At 60.0% G+C, this 17,258-nt stretch carries 17 protein-coding genes and 2 pseudogenes; 9 read left to right on the top strand and 10 right to left on the bottom strand.

Annotated features, from left to right (window positions below; translation table 11 throughout):
* Positions 1–597: pseudogene (locus tag J2T09_RS13020) on the bottom strand (transposase); the annotation flags it as partial.
* Between the two features lie 64 nt (positions 598–661).
* Between J2T09_RS13020 and J2T09_RS13015 the strand changes: the two are divergent.
* Positions 662–1,358 (top strand): annotated as a pseudogene (locus J2T09_RS13015) (IS3 family transposase); the annotation flags it as partial.
* Positions 1,359–1,865: 507 nt separating this feature from the next.
* Here the strand turns inward: J2T09_RS13015 and J2T09_RS13010 are convergent.
* Positions 1,866–2,027: a Thivi_2564 family membrane protein gene (locus tag J2T09_RS13010; RefSeq protein WP_112729083.1), complete on the bottom strand. Its 162-nt coding sequence runs from the start codon at positions 2,025–2,027 to the stop codon at positions 1,866–1,868.
* 55 nt (positions 2,028–2,082) lie between these two features.
* Positions 2,083–3,876 carry a glycosyltransferase gene (locus J2T09_RS13005; RefSeq protein ID WP_306835276.1) on the bottom strand — a complete coding sequence of 598 codons (1,794 nt, stop codon included), beginning with the start codon at positions 3,874–3,876 and terminating at the stop codon, positions 2,083–2,085.
* Between the two features lie 423 nt (positions 3,877–4,299).
* On the opposite strand from J2T09_RS13005, the gene J2T09_RS13000 reads away from it, so the two are divergent.
* Entirely contained in the window at positions 4,300–5,061 is a 762-nt protein-coding gene (locus J2T09_RS13000) for a transporter substrate-binding domain-containing protein (protein ID WP_306835323.1), read from the top strand.
* Between the two features lie 17 nt (positions 5,062–5,078).
* Here J2T09_RS13000 and J2T09_RS12995 read toward each other — a convergent pair whose 3' ends face one another.
* The 3 genes from J2T09_RS12995 to J2T09_RS12985 all read right to left on the bottom strand — a co-directional run bounded on the left by J2T09_RS12995 (position 5,079) and on the right by J2T09_RS12985 (position 7,188).
* On the bottom strand, positions 5,079–5,753 hold the full coding sequence (locus tag J2T09_RS12995; protein ID WP_306835268.1) for a LexA family transcriptional regulator: 675 nt from the start codon (positions 5,751–5,753) through the stop codon (positions 5,079–5,081).
* Positions 5,754–5,965: 212 nt separating this feature from the next.
* Positions 5,966–6,622, bottom strand: coding sequence for a response regulator transcription factor (locus J2T09_RS12990; protein ID WP_306835261.1), 657 nt, complete (start codon positions 6,620–6,622; stop codon positions 5,966–5,968).
* 137 nt (positions 6,623–6,759) lie between these two features.
* Entirely contained in the window at positions 6,760–7,188 is a 429-nt protein-coding gene (locus J2T09_RS12985; RefSeq protein WP_373458444.1) for a hypothetical protein, read from the bottom strand.
* Between the two features lie 98 nt (positions 7,189–7,286).
* Here J2T09_RS12985 and J2T09_RS12980 point away from each other — a divergent pair, with 98 nt between their 5' ends.
* Positions 7,287–7,628 carry a DUF952 domain-containing protein gene (locus J2T09_RS12980; RefSeq protein ID WP_306835254.1) on the top strand — a complete coding sequence of 114 codons (342 nt, stop codon included), beginning with the start codon at positions 7,287–7,289 and terminating at the stop codon, positions 7,626–7,628.
* Positions 7,629–7,630: 2 nt separating this feature from the next.
* Complete coding sequence (locus J2T09_RS12975; RefSeq protein ID WP_306835245.1) at positions 7,631–8,719, top strand: quinone-dependent dihydroorotate dehydrogenase; 1,089 nt, start codon at positions 7,631–7,633, stop codon at positions 8,717–8,719.
* Here J2T09_RS12975 and J2T09_RS12970 read toward each other — a convergent pair.
* From J2T09_RS12970 to J2T09_RS12960, 3 genes are read right to left on the bottom strand one after another with little or no spacing between them, the layout of a single operon-like run.
* A complete protein-coding gene (locus J2T09_RS12970; protein WP_306835238.1) occupies positions 8,695–10,065 on the bottom strand; it encodes an MATE family efflux transporter in 1,371 nt (456 codons plus the stop codon). The two genes, J2T09_RS12975 and J2T09_RS12970, sit on opposite strands and share 25 nt — an antisense overlap.
* 27 nt (positions 10,066–10,092) lie before the next feature.
* Positions 10,093–10,575 (bottom strand): CAP domain-containing protein, encoded by a 483-nt coding sequence (locus J2T09_RS12965; RefSeq protein ID WP_306835321.1) that lies wholly within the window; start codon positions 10,573–10,575, stop codon positions 10,093–10,095.
* Between the two features lie 4 nt (positions 10,576–10,579).
* The gene (locus tag J2T09_RS12960; RefSeq protein WP_306835236.1) at positions 10,580–10,846 is read right to left on the bottom strand and encodes a DUF6460 domain-containing protein; all 267 of its coding nucleotides are present in this window, start codon (positions 10,844–10,846) and stop codon (positions 10,580–10,582) included.
* A 154-nt stretch (positions 10,847–11,000) separates the two neighbouring features.
* Between J2T09_RS12960 and J2T09_RS12955 the strand changes: the two genes are divergently transcribed.
* From J2T09_RS12955 to pdeM, 5 genes are all read left to right on the top strand, one after another.
* Entirely contained in the window at positions 11,001–11,930 is a 930-nt protein-coding gene (locus J2T09_RS12955; RefSeq protein ID WP_306835234.1) for a methyltransferase domain-containing protein, read from the top strand.
* Positions 11,931–12,146: 216 nt separating this feature from the next.
* Positions 12,147–12,707, top strand: a complete 561-nt coding sequence (locus tag J2T09_RS12950) for a YitT family protein (RefSeq protein ID WP_306835319.1) — start codon at positions 12,147–12,149, stop codon at positions 12,705–12,707.
* A gap of 2 nt (positions 12,708–12,709) precedes the next feature.
* Positions 12,710–13,354 carry a YitT family protein gene (locus tag J2T09_RS12945; RefSeq protein ID WP_306835233.1) on the top strand — a complete coding sequence of 215 codons (645 nt, stop codon included), beginning with the start codon at positions 12,710–12,712 and terminating at the stop codon, positions 13,352–13,354.
* Positions 13,355–13,404: 50 nt separating this feature from the next.
* Positions 13,405–15,918 carry a ligase-associated DNA damage response DEXH box helicase gene (locus tag J2T09_RS12940; protein ID WP_373458451.1) on the top strand — a complete coding sequence of 838 codons (2,514 nt, stop codon included), beginning with the start codon at positions 13,405–13,407 and terminating at the stop codon, positions 15,916–15,918.
* 176 nt (positions 15,919–16,094) lie between these two features.
* Positions 16,095–16,820: a ligase-associated DNA damage response endonuclease PdeM gene (pdeM, locus tag J2T09_RS12935; RefSeq protein WP_373458450.1), complete on the top strand. Its 726-nt coding sequence runs from the start codon at positions 16,095–16,097 to the stop codon at positions 16,818–16,820.
* Here the strand turns inward: pdeM and J2T09_RS12930 are convergent, their stop codons facing one another.
* On the bottom strand, positions 16,821–17,258 hold the full coding sequence (locus tag J2T09_RS12930; protein ID WP_306835230.1) for a universal stress protein: 438 nt from the start codon (positions 17,256–17,258) through the stop codon (positions 16,821–16,823).

The raw sequence follows: 17,258 nt of genomic DNA, 5'->3' as shown, positions 1-17,258 counted from the left end.
CGAGGATCGGGGCACGGGTGCCAACAGCACGACGCCTGGCTTTCCGCTTGCGCACGGAAAGACCTTCCTCGCGATATAGCCTATAGATGCGATTGACCCTAGAAGACTCTCCGTCTCGCCGAAGCAAAATGAACAGCCGTCGGTAGTCGAACCGTCGTCGCTCGTTGGCCAGATCGCGCAACTTCTCTCGCAACTCGACCTCAGGCGGTAGAGAGGATCGATAGCGGATCGTCTTTCGGTCTGCGGATATGATCTGGCAGGCCCGCCGTTCCGAGAGGCCCATGATGGCCTTCAGATGCGTGACAGCTTCACGCTTCGCGGCAGGGCCTACCATTTTTTTTCCGAGAAGCCCCCCCGAAGAGCGGCAACGTCCAGCATCTACTCGGCGAGCAACTTCTTCAACTTGGCATTCTCGTCCTCAAGCGCCTTCAAACGTTTGGCCTCTGACACTTCCATGCCGCCATATTTGGCCTTCCAATTATAAAAGGTCGCCTCGGAAATCCCGTGCTTGCGGCAAAGATCAGCCGCCTTAACGCCAGCCTCTTGCTCCTTCAGCACCCCGATAATCTGCTCTTCCGTAAATCTCTGCTTCTTCATAAGTCCGTCCGCGATGAGCCGGACTCTAATCCAATCTGGAGGAAATTCTCAGTGGCAGGTCAATATCCGTGAGGCCATGAAGCTGGTGGCGTCCGAGCGCCGTCGTTTCGGCTATCGCCGCATCCACGTCATGCTGGGTCGGCAGGGCATCATCATGAACCTGAAAGCTTGCGGCGTCTCTATCGCGAAGAGAAGCTGACGGTGCGCAAACGTGGTGGGCGCAAACGGGCTTTGGGAACGAGACGCCCTCTGGCGCTGCCCTCGCGTGCCAACGAGCGATGGAGCTTGGATTTCGTCAGCGACGCTTTCACAGATGGTCGTCGCTTTCGGTTCCTGACCGTCGTCGACGACTTCACCCGCGAATGCCTGGCGCCGGTCGCCGACACGTCGCTCTCAGGTCGGCGGCTTACGCGGGAGCTTGATGCCATCATCGCCCAACGAGGGACGCCACGCACGATTGTTTCCGACAATGGCACGGAGATGACCAGTATGGCCGTTCTGGAATGGTGCCAAAAAACTCACGTCGAATGGCATTATATCGCACCGGGCAAGCCTATGCAGAACGGCTTCGTAGAAAGCTTCAACGGCAGCTTCCGTGGCGAATGCTCAACGAAACACTGTTCTCGTCACTGACACAGGCCAGGACGGAGATCGCGGCATGGAAGGAGGACTACAATCGGAACAGACCGCATTCTTCGCTGGGCAACATCACACCCAGTGAATTTGCAATGAAAATGGCTATGGAAAAACAGGCCGCATAAGGCAGATTGAAAACCCAAGTCTCTCCTGAAAATTGGAGGGACGATGGGTCTCAGGTCAAAGCGTTCGGCGAGGCAGGCGGCAATAAACCTTGCATATGGAAGATGACAATTGATAGTGACGCGAAAAAGCGCAGAGACGTAAGCGATGCAAGTTTGTTCGACATGTCCACTCCCATAAGTCGACTGTCAAATCATTGCATGGATGCAACCAATAGTTAATTAAGTATTGCGGAATGATCGTCTTTTGGGCGGTTTGTGATTGCTTTTAGTTGCATAAAGGCAACGAACTCGCCTCTGTGGGTCGTGTCATGCCGCGTGACAAGGTTGCAAGGATTTCGGCAATACCAGCACGGTGGATAACGCGAATACGCGGAGCTACGGCTCGATCCGGCTCACCGGGGGCAAATGCGACCATATGGGCAGATGTGCTGACCGGGGCGCTCTTGATTGTTGCCCGAAAGTGCCCGCCTGTATCAGGCGGGCCGGGGTAGTCGAATTTCTGGCGCCTCAGAATACCGCCAGATAGCGCAGCAGCGAAATGATGCCGATCAGGATGACGATGATCTGCACGATCTGGCGTGCGCGGCCATCGATCGGCAGGCGCTGGATCAGGTAAAGAACCAGAACGATGACCAGGAATGTGATCAGGATACTGATGAGAACCGACATGAACTTTCTCTCTCCAAAATAAATCCGCCTGTCCCAAGCGGCCGAGGCAGGAGTGTCAATAGAAAGTCAGTGACCAACTGCCCTGCACGGAATTGCATGCAGAAAAGTGAGGCGTGTCTGCTCTATTTTGCTCCCCGCTGGCCGCATCAACGGGGCGATGTGGCGTTTTGTTCCAGAAAAAAGGTTTTGTCCTCAATTCGTTGGCAGCACTCCATGCCGCCAGCGACGTCATCATCCAGTACACCGGTATCGCCATCCAGCGCCGGCCCACCCTCTGCCTTTCATGTTCCGTCATGGAGCGAAGCCCAAGGCGAACAAAAAGGATGTAGCTCCCGAGAATGTTGACGGCATCGATGGCGATCAGCGGTTGATCCAGCAGCGCCCGGGCAGGGAAAGGTTCGGTCAGGCAGATATAAATCCCCCATCCCAGCAGCACGAAGAGCAAGGGGTGCAACAGGGCGGAGATCAGCATGCCACCGATCATCAGATGGAAGACGAATGCGCCCCGCAATCCCATGTCGCGAATATGGGTGGCCGGGTGCCGTACCGTCACCAGCCAAGTCTGCATCCAGCCCTTGTACCAGCGCGTCCGCTGGCCAAGCCAGACATTCAGCGAGGTCGGGGCATCTTCAAGCGTCTGCCGGCGCAGTGTCGCGGCATGATATCCATGCCGATAAAGGCGCAGGCCAAGGTCGGCGTCTTCGGTCACGTTGAACGGGTCCCAGCCGCCAACCTGTTGCAGAACCGATGTGCGAAAGTGATTGGAAGTGCCGCCAAGCGGCAAAGGCAGCCGGTAATCCGCGATCATCGGCAACAGGCCGCGAAACAGCGCCGAATATTCGAGCGCAAACAGGGCGCTGAAGATGGAATTCCGCGCATTGCTGATGACGAGCGGCGCCTGCAGGCAGGCGAGCCGTTGTGGACCGGCGCGAAAACGCTGCAATGCCTCGCGCAATTGCAGCGGATGCGGCCGGTCTTCGGCATCGTAGACGGCAAGAAATTCGCCACGAGCAGCGCAAAGCGCGTAGGTCAGTGCCTTGGGTTTGGTGCGCGGCGCGCAAGGCGGCACGCGCACGATCTCGAAATGAGGTTTCAAGGACAGGGCCTCAAGGGCGGCGATCGTTTCCTGGTCGTCCCCCTCGCAGACAAGTTTGATATCGAGCAGGGAGTGCGGCCAATCGATCCGTTCAAGGCTGCGCACCAGTTGCCCGGCCACGTCCGCTTCCCGGTAAAGCGCGATCAGGATCGTATAGGTGGGAAGATTGCCGTCATCGATATCCACCGTTTCGTGCGGCGCGTGCGGATGATGTTTGTCATGGGCCAGTGCTGCCAGCCGCAGGAGCAGCGAGCCGAGATAAAGACATGACAATGTCAGGTGGAGGGTCGTCAGGGTGATCTGCGGCGCAATCAGCAGCGCGGCCGTAATAGTGGCGGCGCTGCTGCCTGCCGCAAACCCTTGCGCGCCGGACAGCACGATCCGCGCGGAAGACACTGTGCGTTTTTCGAAAAGATCGGTCACCGCGGCTCGCGCCCGCCGCTTTGCGCCCGCAGCCCATACGGCGGAACGGATCTGCGAAGGCGTGGTGATCACCAGGCCCTGGCGCAGGGCCGGCAGTCGGTCGATGAGGGCCGCAAGTTCGGCAAGTCGTATCGCTTCGGGCACGATCGCCACCTGCGGTGCTTTTTTTGCATGCGCCAACCGGATCTGATTGGGGCGCAGCAACTGCACATCCAGCCCATCCGTATCCGTAATGCCGGCTGGATCGATGTCGGGAATGAACGGCAATCGCAGAAAACGCGCCATTGCGGCAAAATAGGCATCCTCATGGATTTCACTGCCTGCCAGCAATTCGGTCTCGAGGCTTGTGCCATTGGCGTTCGCAAGGGCTTCAAGGCGTCGGATCAGCGGTTTACCGAAGCCGAGGCTGGTCAGGGCGGCGATTTCGTCACTGTGTGGCTGAGAGGGAAAAGACGAAAGGGGCGGGGGACTGGACGTCGTTGTATCATGTCGCGCCGTTGGTCGATCAGGTGGTCCGTGAAACGACCCGCTAGGCGGCTCATGAAAAGATTCCCCGACACGCATGCTTCTGCTAAACCCCCATGACAACAAGCCCGGCATGTCTCGTTTCGGATCATACAGATGCAATCAATGGTTACATCCCCCAAAAGCCGGGGGCAGTTCGGAGGCCGTGTGTCGGCTGCTGTTGCAGCATTGGTTCTGACGTTTTTGTCCGCCATTCCCGCGGCCGCGCAACCGGTCGAAAATGCGGATCTGCCGGTCATGTTCGACGCACGCGAGCGCCTGCCGAGACCGGACCTCTCCAATCTGGCGCGTGTTCGCGTCGTCACCACGGTGGATTTTCCACCCTTCAGCTTTCTCGATCAGACCGGCCGCCTGACCGGCTTTCATGTGGATTTCATTCGCGAAATCTGCGCGGAGCTGAAGATAGAGGCGAAATGCCAGATCCAGGCCATGCCGTTTGCCGATCTGGAGCCGACGCTGGAAAAGGCCGGTGCCGAAGTCGTGCTGGCAGGTGTGGCCGTGACGCCGGACCTGCGGGCAAAATTTTCCTTCTCGCGGCCCTATCTGCTGCTGCCGGCGCGTTTCGCCGTGGGTTCGAAGATCGGGCTGACGGGGCACGCCTCGGTTGCCTTGTCCGGTCGCCCGGTCGGGGTTGTTGCCGGCACGGTGCATGAGGCGATGCTCAAGGGCTTTTTCCCAAAGGTGCAGGCGCAGCCGTTCGAAACCCCGGAGGCGATGCTGGATGCATTGAAACAGGGCAATGTCGATGCGGTGTTTGCCGATGGCCTGCGGCTGCCCTTCTGGGTGGCAAGCGAGGCGTCCGGTGGATGCTGCGCCCTGTTCGACGGCCCCTACATGTCGCAGCGTTATCTGGGCGAGGGGCTTTCGGCGATGTTCCGGCACAATGATGTGCTTATGCCGGTGGCTTTCGACAGCGCGGTGGCCGCCCTGTCACGCAATGGCCGCCTGCAGGAAATCTATCAGCGTTATTTCCCGAACGGGCTTTATTAGAGGCAAGGTGGTCCGGCTTATTGGCTGGCCCAGATGATGCGGGCGATCCATTCGATCTCGGTCATCTCGAATGTGCGGTTGGCATGCGCCGGGTTTAGCGAATTGAGCTCGATGGATTTGGCGCTCTGGCGCAACAAAACCTTGGCCATCACCTCGCCCTCGCGGGTTTTCACCACCACGCGGTCGCCACGCCGCACCTGCGCGCCGGGTTCCACGATCAGCCGGTCGCCGTCGCGGTAAAGCGGCAGCATGGAATCGCCCTGCACTTCCAGCGCATAAACGGCTCCGCTTGTCGGGGCGGCGGGAAAATCTACCACATCCCAGCCCTGGCCCGCGGGAAAGCCGCCGTCATCGAAAAAGCCGCCGGCACCGGCCTGCGCAAAACCCAGAAGTGGAATGCCGCTTGCACGGGGCGGATAGGTCACGTCGGATGTCGTCGCCGGCTGCGGGGCATGAACCGGTTGAGGGCCGAGAAAGGCGAGAAACTGGTCGATGCTGGCACCGGTCGCCTCCAGCACTTTGGCGATCGATTCCGTCGAAGGCCAGCGCATGCGGCCATCCGGTCCCTGTCGTTTGGATTTGTTGAAGGATGTCGGATCGAGACCGGCCCGCCGGGCAAGGCCCGAAGGTGTCAGTTGGTGGCGCTCCGCCAGGGCATCGAGCGCGCTCCAGATCGTCTCGTGTGACAACATCGTTTTCAAATTCCTGCCGTGCCGGGCCTGCCTTATGCCCCGCGGCAAGGCGGCAGCGCGATACGGCTTGTTTTCAGTTCCGCCCGTCCGGAATGCCCGGAAAAACGACGAGAGCCTGGGGCACGCAACACAGCCAGACGCTTGCGAAACTAACCAAAACCGGCGCCGGAGTAAAGGTGGAAAGGAATAAAATCCTGTCTTCGGCGTCTCATTCACGCGACCATGGCGAGGTTGACCTGGCCGAGCTTGATCACCGCCTGCGTGCGGCTGTCGACGTTGAGTTTTAAGAGGATGGCCGAAACATGCGCCTTTATCGTCGCTTCCGAGACCCCGAGCGCATAGGCGATCTGCTTGTTCAGAAGCCCCTTGCCGAGCATGGTCAACACCTTGCTCTGTTGCGGTGTCAGGCTTTTCATCCGCTCCATCAGCTCGGTCATGGCCGGGTCGGAACAGTTGTTTTGGGCAGCGCCCGCCGCACCGGTCCAGATGCCGCCATCGAGCACGGTATCGACCGCGCGTCTGATGTCGTCCAGCCCGGCGGATTTGGAAATGAAACCGGAAGCGCCAAGCTCGAGCGCTCTGGCGATCGTTGCGCTGTCGTCGCTGGCCGATACGACGATCACCGGCAGGCCGGGGAATTCCGAACGCAGCGCCGTCAGCCCGGAAAAGCCGGAAACGCCCGGCATGTTGAGGTCGAGCAGCATCAGGTCGATATCCACCAATTCGCCTGCCGCCTTGCGGGCCGCTTCGAAATCGCCGGCTTCGATGATGGTCTGTGCGTCGCCGATATCCTTCACCGCCTGCCGCAGCGCGCCGCGAAACAGGGGATGGTCATCCGCAATGATCATTGTCAGTGTGAGTGTCTGCATGCCCACGCCGCCTCCCAACAGCATAGTCTGCCTAATCTCCTCGCCATATTTCTAATACCGGCAGCCGTTCAGCACAAGGGCTTGTGCCGCCAGACTTCACAACCGTCAGTTCCAGCCCGTATCAAAGCTGACACACATCAGGTGCGGTTCGGTGTCGTCTGATGCCGTTCTTCCTCCTGGAATTCCTGCACGAGGCCGAAAAAGCGACGCATGAAACGCTCCATGATCGACAAGGACGTCTCGATCTCGTCTTCCGACGGTAGGCCCGGTTTGGCCGCAGTGGTGCCCTGCCGGCCCTCCAGCGCGGTCACGCGTTTTTCCAGAAGGTCGAGTTCCTTCTCATAGGCTGCACGCTCGTCCGCAGCCATGCGGCAGGTCAGTTGGCCACCTTCGTCGCGGCACAAGGTCAGAGCTCCGGTCTCGGTGTCGAGCCGCACGAAACCGCTTTCGGTCTTTTCCAGCCGGAAACGGTTCTGGTTTCCCTCCTGCGCCCATGCGGCAACAGGGGCGGCAGCAACCGTGACCATACCCGCAAACATAACGGTCGCGCAAAAATGTCTGGACATGTCTATCTCCTGTTTTTCTGATGCATTGACCTTCGCCATGGACAAACCGCGCTCTTTGCGGCAAAGCCTCGGCAAAACAATCATGGCCGGGAACGAGAATGAGCGACGTTATCTACAAGATCGTGACGGAAGACCTGTGGCTTGATGCCAAGGGAAAAGGCGTTTTTGATGGCGCGGCGATCGATCTCGCCGATGGTTATATCCATTTTTCCACTGCAGCCCAGGCGCAGGAAACAGCGGATAAACATTTCGCCGGCCAGGAAGGTCTGCTTCTGCTGGCGGTGGATGTCGACCAGCTGGGTGAAAAGCTTGTCTTCGAGCCATCGCGTGGCGGCGATCTCTTTCCGCATCTTTACGCCCCGCTGCCGCTGAAGGCCGTATTGTGGGAAAAACCCTTAGGCCTCGGCGCCGATGGCCGCCACCAGTTTCCGGAGATGTGAACATGATGGGCTTTTTGAAAAGTGCGACCCGCCGCGGTCTTTTCCTTCTCGATCCGGAAGCCGCACACGGCATGTCGATCACGGCGCTGAAGACCGGCCTCGTGCACTCCTGCGCCGCCAAAGCCGATCCGCGCCTGCGCGTCAGCCTTGCCGGTCTCGAATTTACCAACCCGGTTGGTCTCGCTGCCGGTTACGACAAGAATGCCGAAGTGCCGGAAGCGCTCCTGAAACTCGGTTTCGGCCATGTCGAAGTCGGCACGCTCACCCCGAAGGCGCAGGCAGGCAACCCGAAACCGCGCCTTTTCCGTCTGGTCGAGGACGAAGCCGTCATCAACCGGTTCGGTTTCAACAATGAAGGCCACGAACCGGCTTTCGCGCGCCTCTCCGGCATCCGCCGCAGCGGCATTATCGGCGTCAATATCGGCGCCAACAAGGACAGCGTCGATCGCATCGCCGATTACGTTGCCGGCATCCGCCGCTTCAACTCGGTGGCTTCCTATTTCACCGCCAACATTTCCTCGCCCAACACGCCCGGCCTGCGCGATCTGCAGGCACGTGAAAGCCTGGCCGCACTGCTCTCGGCCGTCATCGCCGCGCGTAATGAAGAAGCCCAAAAATCAGGCCGCAAGGTTCCGGTGTTTTTGAAGATCGCGCCGGATCTGACCGAAGAGGGCATGGACGATATCGCCGCAGCAGTGCTGGCACATGAACTGGATGGCCTGATCGTTTCCAACACCACCTTGTCGCGCGATGATCTGCTCGATCAGACGCAGGCCGGCGAGGCGGGTGGCCTGTCCGGCAAGCCGCTGTTCGCCCGCTCCACGGCGGTTCTGGCAAAAATGCGCCAGAAGGTCGGCAAGGAACTGCCGATCATCGGTGTCGGCGGTGTGTCGTCGGCCGATACGGCACTGGAAAAAATCCGTGCAGGGGCCGATCTCGTGCAGCTTTATTCCTGCATGGTTTATGAAGGCCCCGCATTGGCCGGCCGCGTCGTTTCCGGCCTGTCAAAACTGCTGGATCGTGAGCAGGTCAATTCGGTGCGTGACCTGCGCGACAGCCGCGTCGATCACTGGGCGGCGGCAAAACTCTGACGCGCCTTTGACGGCAGCATGGCGAGAAGGAAGAGGCCGCGAAGCCCGAGGAACAGGTTGAGCGCGATCCACAGGCCATGATTGCCGAATGCCGGTACGAGAACGGCGACCGCCAGACAGAAACCGGCGAGCGATGCCAGCATCATGTTGCGCATCGCCCGCGACCACGTGGCGCCGATGAACACGCCGTCGAGCTGAAAGGCGAGCGCGCCGGTCAATCCGGTCAGCGCCGCCCAGCCGAGATGGCCCATCGCCTCGGTCCGAACTTCGGGAGAGGTGGTCAGCAGGTCGATCATGTGTGATCCGAAGATCATGAAGAACAGGGCCAGCAGACCCGCCATGGCAAAGGACCACAGAGCCGTCAGCTTCAGCGCCCTGTCGAAGGCCGGCCGGTAACGGGCGCCGACCGAGCGCCCTGCCAGTTGTTCCGCGGCACCTGCCAGCCCGTCGAGAAAAAACGAGCAGAGCATGAACACGTTCATCAGCACGGCATTGGCGGCCAGCGTCACGGCACCAAAACTGGAGCCGACACGGGTCATGATCGCATAGGCGCAATTGAGCACCAGCGAGCGGATGAGAATATCGGCGTTCAGCTGGAACAGCGCCTTCAGCCGGTCCCGGTCGAGAATGTCGGCACGGTTCGGCCGGCTGCCCGGCATTTTTGCAAACTGCCGGAAAATGATGATGAGGCCGGTGATCGCACCGATCGTCTCGGCTGAGGCCGTGCCCCATGCGACACCATCGACGCCCCATCCCAGATGCAGGCCGAGATAGATCGAAAGAACAATATTGCTGCCATTGATGACGACCTGCAGAAACAGGCCGGTCGTGCCCTGGCCGCGCCCGAGAACGTAACCGAGAATGGCAAAGTTGATGAAGGTCATCGGGCTGCTGAGCACACGGATGCCAAAATAGTGGCGGGTGACATCGGCCACCGCCGCATCATCGGTCATCAGGCCGGGGGCATAGGTGAGGATCAGCGGCGTCGCCATCAGCATCAGAATGCCAAGGCCGATAGCGCTGATGAAGGCGCGCCAGAACACCGCCTGCTCCTCACGCGCATCGCCACGGCCAAACGCCTGAGCGGTAAGACCAGTCGTGGACGTGCGGAAAAAGCTGAGGCTGCCGAAAATCAGGTCGAACAGGATGGCGCCGATGGCAAGTCCGGCAAGCGCCGCCGGATCCCCCATCCGCCCGACCACGCCGGTGGCGGTGAGGCCCAGAAGCGGGGTGGTAAGGAAACCGAGCGTCATCGGCACGGCGATGGACAGCACGCTTTTATGCGTCACATCGAAGGGGCGCACGGTAACGGTGTCAGCAGAAAGCCCGATTGCCTGTTGCCCCATGTGCCCGACGCCCCCGCGCCAAATTTGTTAGCTGGAAAGGATCATCGACCAGTAAGGCCGTCCATCCTTGGCATAGGCCACGGCAACGCCGAGACCACTATAGGAACCCAGCATGTTTTTCAGGTGCTTTGGGCTGTCGATCCAGGCCTGAACCGCGCGTTCGACTTCGTGCTGGCCGCTGGCGATGTTTTCCGCAGCCGGCAGCGTCACGTCGCTTGCCTTCATGCGGTTATAAAAACTGTCACCGAGGCCGATCAGGTGCTGCATTTCGTCGGCCTTGGCCATGCGCACGGCCTGAACGGCGGCCGCCTTGCGCGAAGCGTTGACGCTGGAAAGCGCGGGCAGGCCGTTTTTCTTGCGCAACGCGTTGACCAAAGGCAGCGCCGCCGCCGTCTGGTCGGTCGCGCCCGGTGTCGGCGAGAGAACGCCGACGGTGGAGCAGCCGGCCAACGCCAAGCCCATGCCGGAAAGAACGAGAAAACCCCGCCGCGAAGGTGAAAGCAATGTCATCATGTCAGCGCCGAAAACTCATCAGTCGCAGCACGAGGAAGACCGGGATGACCACGATCGCGCCGAGCAGCAGATAGTTGCCGACCGTGCCGAGCGCCTCGAAGCCGTTGTACCAGAGATCGAGGAAATGATAGCGGATGCTGCCGATGATATTGTCGGGCGTATAACCGAGCCAGGCCAGAACGACACCGACGATCAGGCAGACGACAACGAGCTTGATGGCGGTACGGCCGGGGGAGTCACCGAGGAAACTGTTCACGGAAGCGGTCATCCTTGTTCGTCTGGCTTGTTCATCTGCGGGGGTGCGCAAGACATAATGGCCCTGTCGGTGCACCGCAAGCATGTGGGGCTTCTCCTCAGATAGAACTTGAGTTTTTTTATGACTTGCGCGAGATGGCGCAACTCCAATGAAAGTCATGCCGCCCATGAGTGCGAGCCAGTTCTCTTCCGGCGATGTCATCGCCGACCGCCGTGCCGATTATGCCCGCATGCTCGGCGAGAGCGATGAATTTGCAGCCGCCGCCGAACTGATGGAACAGGCGCTGGAAATCACCCCGACATGGGCCGCCGGCTGGTTCCGTCTCGGCGAATATCGCGAAAAGGCGGGTCTGACCGAGCCGGCGGTTGTAGCCTATCGTGAAACGCTGGCGCTCGACCCGGAAGATGTGTTTGCCGCCACGCTGAAACTGGCGCTTCTCGGTGCCGAAGACGTGCCGGAACAGCCGCCGAGCCGGTATGTCGAAAGCCTGTTTGATGATTACGCCGATCGTTTCGATACGGCGCTGGTCGAAAAGCTGGATTATTCGGTTCCCGGCAAGCTGGCGGCGCTGGTGAGGCCGCATGGGCCTTTTGCCACCGTGGTCGATCTCGGTTGCGGCACCGGCCTGTTCGGTGCGGAAATCCGCGATATTGCCACCCATCTCGAAGGGTTCGACATTTCCGCCAACATGCTGGCCCGTGCCGAACGCAAAGAGCTTTACGACCATCTCGGCCAATCCGACCTGACACTGCCGGCAAATGAATCCGGCCTGTTCGAGGGACAGGCAAACCATCGTGCCACCCTCGTTTCCGCCGCCGACGTGCTGATGTATCTCGGTTCGCTGGAGACGGTGTTCCCGCTGGTGACCGAGCTCCTCACAGCCGATGGCCTGTTCGCCTTCTCCGTCGAGGATGCCGGCGCCGGTAACGGCTTTGTCCTGCGGGAATCGATGCGGTATGCGCATGCGCAGGATTATATTCTCGGCCTTTTGCAGGCTCACGGCTTCGATCTGATCGCCAGCGAAAAAACCGTCATTCGCATGGATGGCGGCAATGCCATCCATGGCATTCTGTTTCTGTCGCGAAAAGCCGGCTGAACGGCGCTTTATTGCGTTTTGCTTGTGCACGATCACGCCCAGTTGATGACGCTTGATGAAGGCGCTATCGCGATGCAAACTTGCTGAAAAACGCGGGCTGAATGCAGACCCGCCAAGGGGAATGAATTGGCCGAAGAACAGAGCGCGCAAAAACGCCGGCTGGGCTTTTACAGCCTCGATCCGGCACGCCACACGAAGCTTGAAGATGCGCAGGGCATGTTCATCAGCGCCATGGTGGCAGCGCTCGGCCTCTATTTCCTCAGCCAGGCCGGTTTTTTGACAAGCGGCACGGCGGGCGTTGCCTTCCTTCTGCATTATGCGTTCGATATCCCCTTTGGCATCCTGTTCTTCGTCGTCAACCTGCCCTTCTATTACCTGTCGTTCAAACGCCTTGGCATCGGCTTTTCCTTCAAGACCTTTGTGGCCATCCTGATGGTGTCCTTCATCACCGAGCTTGAGCGGCAGTTCATCGTCATCCAGCATCTCGATCCGTTCTGGGCCGCACTCCTTGGCGGCATCCTCATCGGCTTCGGCCTGCTCGGACTTTATCGTCACCGCGCCTCGCTCGGCGGCATCGGCATTCTGGCCATCTATCTTCAGGATCGTTTCAAGATCCCCGCCGGCCTCGTGCAACTGGCCTTCGATCTCTGCGTCATGGCCGCCGCCTTTTTCGTGGTCAGCCCGATAACAGTTCTGTGGTCGCTCTTGAGCGCGGTTGTCCTCAACCTGCTGCTCACCATCAACCATCGGTCCGACCGATACATCGCGGTGCGCTGATCATGGCCAACGCAACCGACAAGAAAAGCCCGATCGGATTCTGGGCTTCCAGTTCGGAAAAACATTCGATCATCGAGGATGTGCAGGGTGTCGTTGCCGGTTCCATGCTGGCCGCGCTCGGCGTCACCATGCTGTCGGCCGCGCATCTGATGATCGGCGGCACGGCCGGTCTCGGTTTCCTGCTGCGCTATTCGATCGATGTCAGTTTCGGCACGGCCTTCTTCCTTTTGAACCTGCCGTTCTACTGGCTGGCCTACAAACGCCTCGGCCTCGTTTTTACGATCAAGACATTTTCCGCAGTCGCACTCACCTCGGTCCTGTCAGGCCTGCTGCAAAAACTGATCGGTTTTTCCAATATCGAACCGATCACCGCTGCATTGTTCGGTGGCCTTTTGATCGGCTGCGGCATGCTGGTCCTGTTCCGTCACCGCGCCTCGCTCGGCGGTTTCGGCATTCTGGCGCTCTATCTGCAGGATCGCTTCGGCTGGCGTGCGGGTTTCGTGCAGCTCGGTCTGGATTGCGTCGTGCTGTTCCTGTCCTTCTTCGTCGCCAGCCCTTTTGTCATCGCCTGCTCGGTTCTGGCGGCACTGGCGCTCAACCTGACGCTTGCCATCAATCACCGTACGGATCGGTATATCGTTCGGTAACTGCTCTTCATTTCCGCAAGTGAAAGCTTATCTTTCACTCCGTGGATCGCATCGAACCGAAATCTTCCGGCAATCAGGCCGTCACTTTGCCCCGGCCATTCGTAAAATGGTTTGCTGAAAAGGGCTGGTCCCCGCGCGCCCACCAGCTTGAACTTTTGGCCCGCGCCCAAGGCGGCGAAAACATGCTGCTGATCGCACCTACGGGTGCGGGCAAGACGCTGGCCGGTTTCCTGCCGTCGCTCACCGATCTCGTGGCGCGCGGAAAAATTCCGCCCGGATCGGCCTTCACCGGCATCCACACGCTCTACATTTCGCCGCTGAAGGCGCTGACGGTTGATATCGAGCGCAATCTGATGAAGCCGGTGACCGAGATGGGTTTAGCCGTCTCGGTCGAAAACCGCACCGGCGATACACCGCAGGCCAAACGCCAGCGCCAAAAACTCAATCCGCCGGATATTTTGCTGACCACACCGGAACAGGTGGCGTTGCTGCTGGCCAACAAGGAAGCGGAGCGGTTCTTCAAGGACCTCAAATACGTTGTCCTCGACGAGCTGCATTCGCTTGTCACCTCGAAACGTGGCCATCTCCTCTCGCTCGGCCTCGCCCGCCTGCGAAAGCATGCTCCAGACATGCAAACGATCGGGCTGTCCGCCACCGTCGCCGATCCGATGGACCTGCAGCGCTGGCTTGTTCCGCAAGGCGAAACGCCGGCTCCGCCCGCCGGTCTCGTGCATGTGACGGGCGGTGCCGCCCCCGACATCACAATCTTGGGCACTGACAGCCGCATCCCCTGGTCCGGTCACGTCTCCACCTATGCAATCCCAGAGGTTTATGAGGAGATCAAACGCCACAAGACGACGCTGATTTTCGTCAACACCCGCTTTCAGGCCGAACTGCTGTTCCAGACACTCTGGACCATCAACGAGGACAATTTGCCCATTGCCCTGCATCATGGCTCGCTCGATGCCGGCCAGCGCCGCAAGGTGGAAGCGGCGATGGCCGACAACAAGCTCCGCGCCGTCGTCGCCACCTCGACGCTCGACATGGGGATAGACTGGGGCGATATCGATCTCGTCGTGCATGTCGGCGCGCCAAAAGGGGCGTCACGGCTTGCCCAGCGCATCGGCCGCGCCAATCACCGTATGGATGAACCCTCGAAAGCCATTCTGGTGCCGGCCAACCGGTTCGAGGTGATGGAATGTCAGGCAGCACTCGATGCCAATTATCACGGCGCGCAGGATACGCCGCCGGTGGGTGAGGGCGCGCTCGATGTTCTGGCCCAGCATGTACTCGGCATGGCCTGCGCCGAGCCGTTCGATCCGGTGGCGCTGTATGACGAGATCACCTCGGCCTCGCCTTATGCCACCCTCACATGGGAGATGTATGAGCGCATCGTCGATTTCGTCGCCACCGGCGGATATGCGCTGCGCAGCTATGAGCGTTATGCCAAGATCAGGAAAATGGAGGACGGCCGCTGGCGGGTCTCCAATCCGCAGATCGCCCAGCAATATCGCATGAACCTCGGCACCATCGTCGAAGCCGCCGAACTCAACGTCCGCCTCGTCAAACGCAATGCCAAAGGGACTTTGGGCCGGGGAGGGATGTCGCTCGGCAAGGTCGAGGAATACTTTTTGGAACAGCTGGTGCAGGGCGATACCTTTTTGTTCGCCGGCAAGGTGCTGCGGTTCGAAGGAATCCGCGAAAACGAATGCCTCGTCTCCAACGCCTTTTCGCTGGACCCAAAGATCCCCGCCTATGCCGGCGGAAAATTCCCGCTGACCACTTACCTTGCGGACCAAGTGCGCGCCATGCTGGCCGATCCCGACCGTCGCACGGCCCTGCCGGATCAGGTACGCGACTGGTTATCAATCCAGCTTGAGCGTTCCATGCTGCCCAGACAGGATGAACTCCTGATCGAAACTTTTCCGCGCGGAAAACGCTTCTTTCTGATCGCCTATTGTTTCGAGGGGCGGCTGGCGCATCAGACCCTCGGTATGCTGCTCACCCGCCGGCTGGAACGCGCCGGTGCCCGTCCCCTCGGTTTTGTCGCCACCGATTATTCGCTGGCCATCTGGGGCCTGAACGATCTGGGGGCGATGATCGCGGATGGTTCATTGAGCCTGTCGGACCTGTTCGACGAGGATATGCTGGGTGATGATCTCGAAGCATGGCTGGACGAAAGCTACATGCTGAAACGCACATTTCGCAATTGCGCCGTCATTTCCGGCCTGATCGAACGCCGCCATCCGGGCAAGGAAAAGACCGGACGGCAGGTGACGGTGTCGACCGACCTGATCTACGACGTGCTGCGCACGCACGAGCCGGACCACGTGCTTCTGGAAGCAACTCGGCGCGATGCGGCATCGGGGCTTTTGGATATCGGCCGTCTGGGCGATATGCTGGGACGAATCAAGGGGCATATCACCCACCGTGACCTCGATCGCGTGTCGCCATTGGCAGTACCGATCATGCTGGAAATCGGCAAGGAAAGCGTGCCCGGCGAAGCACAGGATGCGGTGCTGCAGGAAGCGGCGGACGAGTTGATTGCGGAGGCTGGATTGTAGGGATGGGTGAGGCAGTTACGCATACTCTCCGTCATCCCGGCCTTGGGCCGGGATCCAGCAGCGCCGCGTCTGCGGCGCAAAGACTTCTTTCACGCGAAGGACTTCGCGTGGCTGGATTCCTGTGACAAGCACAGGAATGACGTAGAAAAAAGCATTTGAAAGACGAACCAACCGTGATGAACCGCCTGGGGCTTAGTCCCCGCACCATGCTGACCAACACCCCCGCCACCGAGGACATTCTCGTCCACGGTGTGGCGGCCGTGTGTGATCCGCTCGGTGGTCTCTACCTGCCGGAAACCGGCATGCTCGTCGTTTCCGACCTGCATCTGGAAAAGGGCGCTGCTTTCGCCCGCCGCGGCATGATGCTGCCGCCCTATGACACGATCGCCACGCTCAACATCCTCGCCGCCGTCATCGCCCGTTACGATCCAAAGATCGTCGTCTCTCTCGGTGACAATTTTCACGACCGGCGCGGCTCCGAATTCCTGCCGGCTGATCTGCGCGCGATGATTTTGGACATGGCCCGCGGCCGTGACTGGATCTGGATCAACGGCAACCACGATCCCGACGGCACCACCGATCTGCCCGGCATCAGCATCGACGAACTCGTCTATGGCGGTCTCGTGTTCCGCCACGAACCGAGCCTGATATCGGGCAAGGGCGAGGTGGCTGGTCACCTCCACCCGTCCGCCACCGTGAGACGGCGCGAAAAATACGTGCGTCGTCCCTGTTTCGCCACCGATGGCCACCGCCTGCTGATGCCGGCTTTCGGGGTTCTGACCGGTGGACTGGATCTCAATCACAAGGCCATGCAGGGCATTTTTGACCGGCAAGCGCTGGTGGCGCATCTGCTGGGTCGCGACCGGATTTATTCGGTGCGTTATGGCAACCTTTTGGCGTGATTACCGATAGACCAGCACTGGCGTCTTGGTCAGCGCCAGCACTTTCAACGTCACGCTGCCCAGCATGAAGGCCGAAATGCCCGAACGGCCGCGCGAGCCGATGGCGATCAGGTCGCATTCGTGTTTCGCCGACACATCGACTATCACCTGCGCCGGGTTGGTGCTGGTGATCCTTTCCACGTGGATGCGCACGCCGCGTTTTTCGGCTTCCGCCTTCGCATCGGCCAGAATGCCCTTTGCGGCTTCCTCCACCTGCCGGTCATATTCGGCATAGGCGATCTCCAACCCGGTCGGGTTGAGCGTGATGGCCTGCAACGGCTCTACCACCACCAGTACGGTCGCCGCCGCATTCATCTCGACGGCAAGGTCGAGCGCCTTTTCCAGCGCTTCGGTTGCCAGTTCCGAACCATCGGTGGGGATCAGGATATGCTTGTACAT

This window comes from Neorhizobium huautlense (assembly GCF_030811685.1).
Lineage (GTDB): Bacteria > Pseudomonadota > Alphaproteobacteria > Rhizobiales > Rhizobiaceae > Neorhizobium > Neorhizobium huautlense_A.
This window is presented reverse-complemented; position numbering and strand designations above follow the sequence as displayed.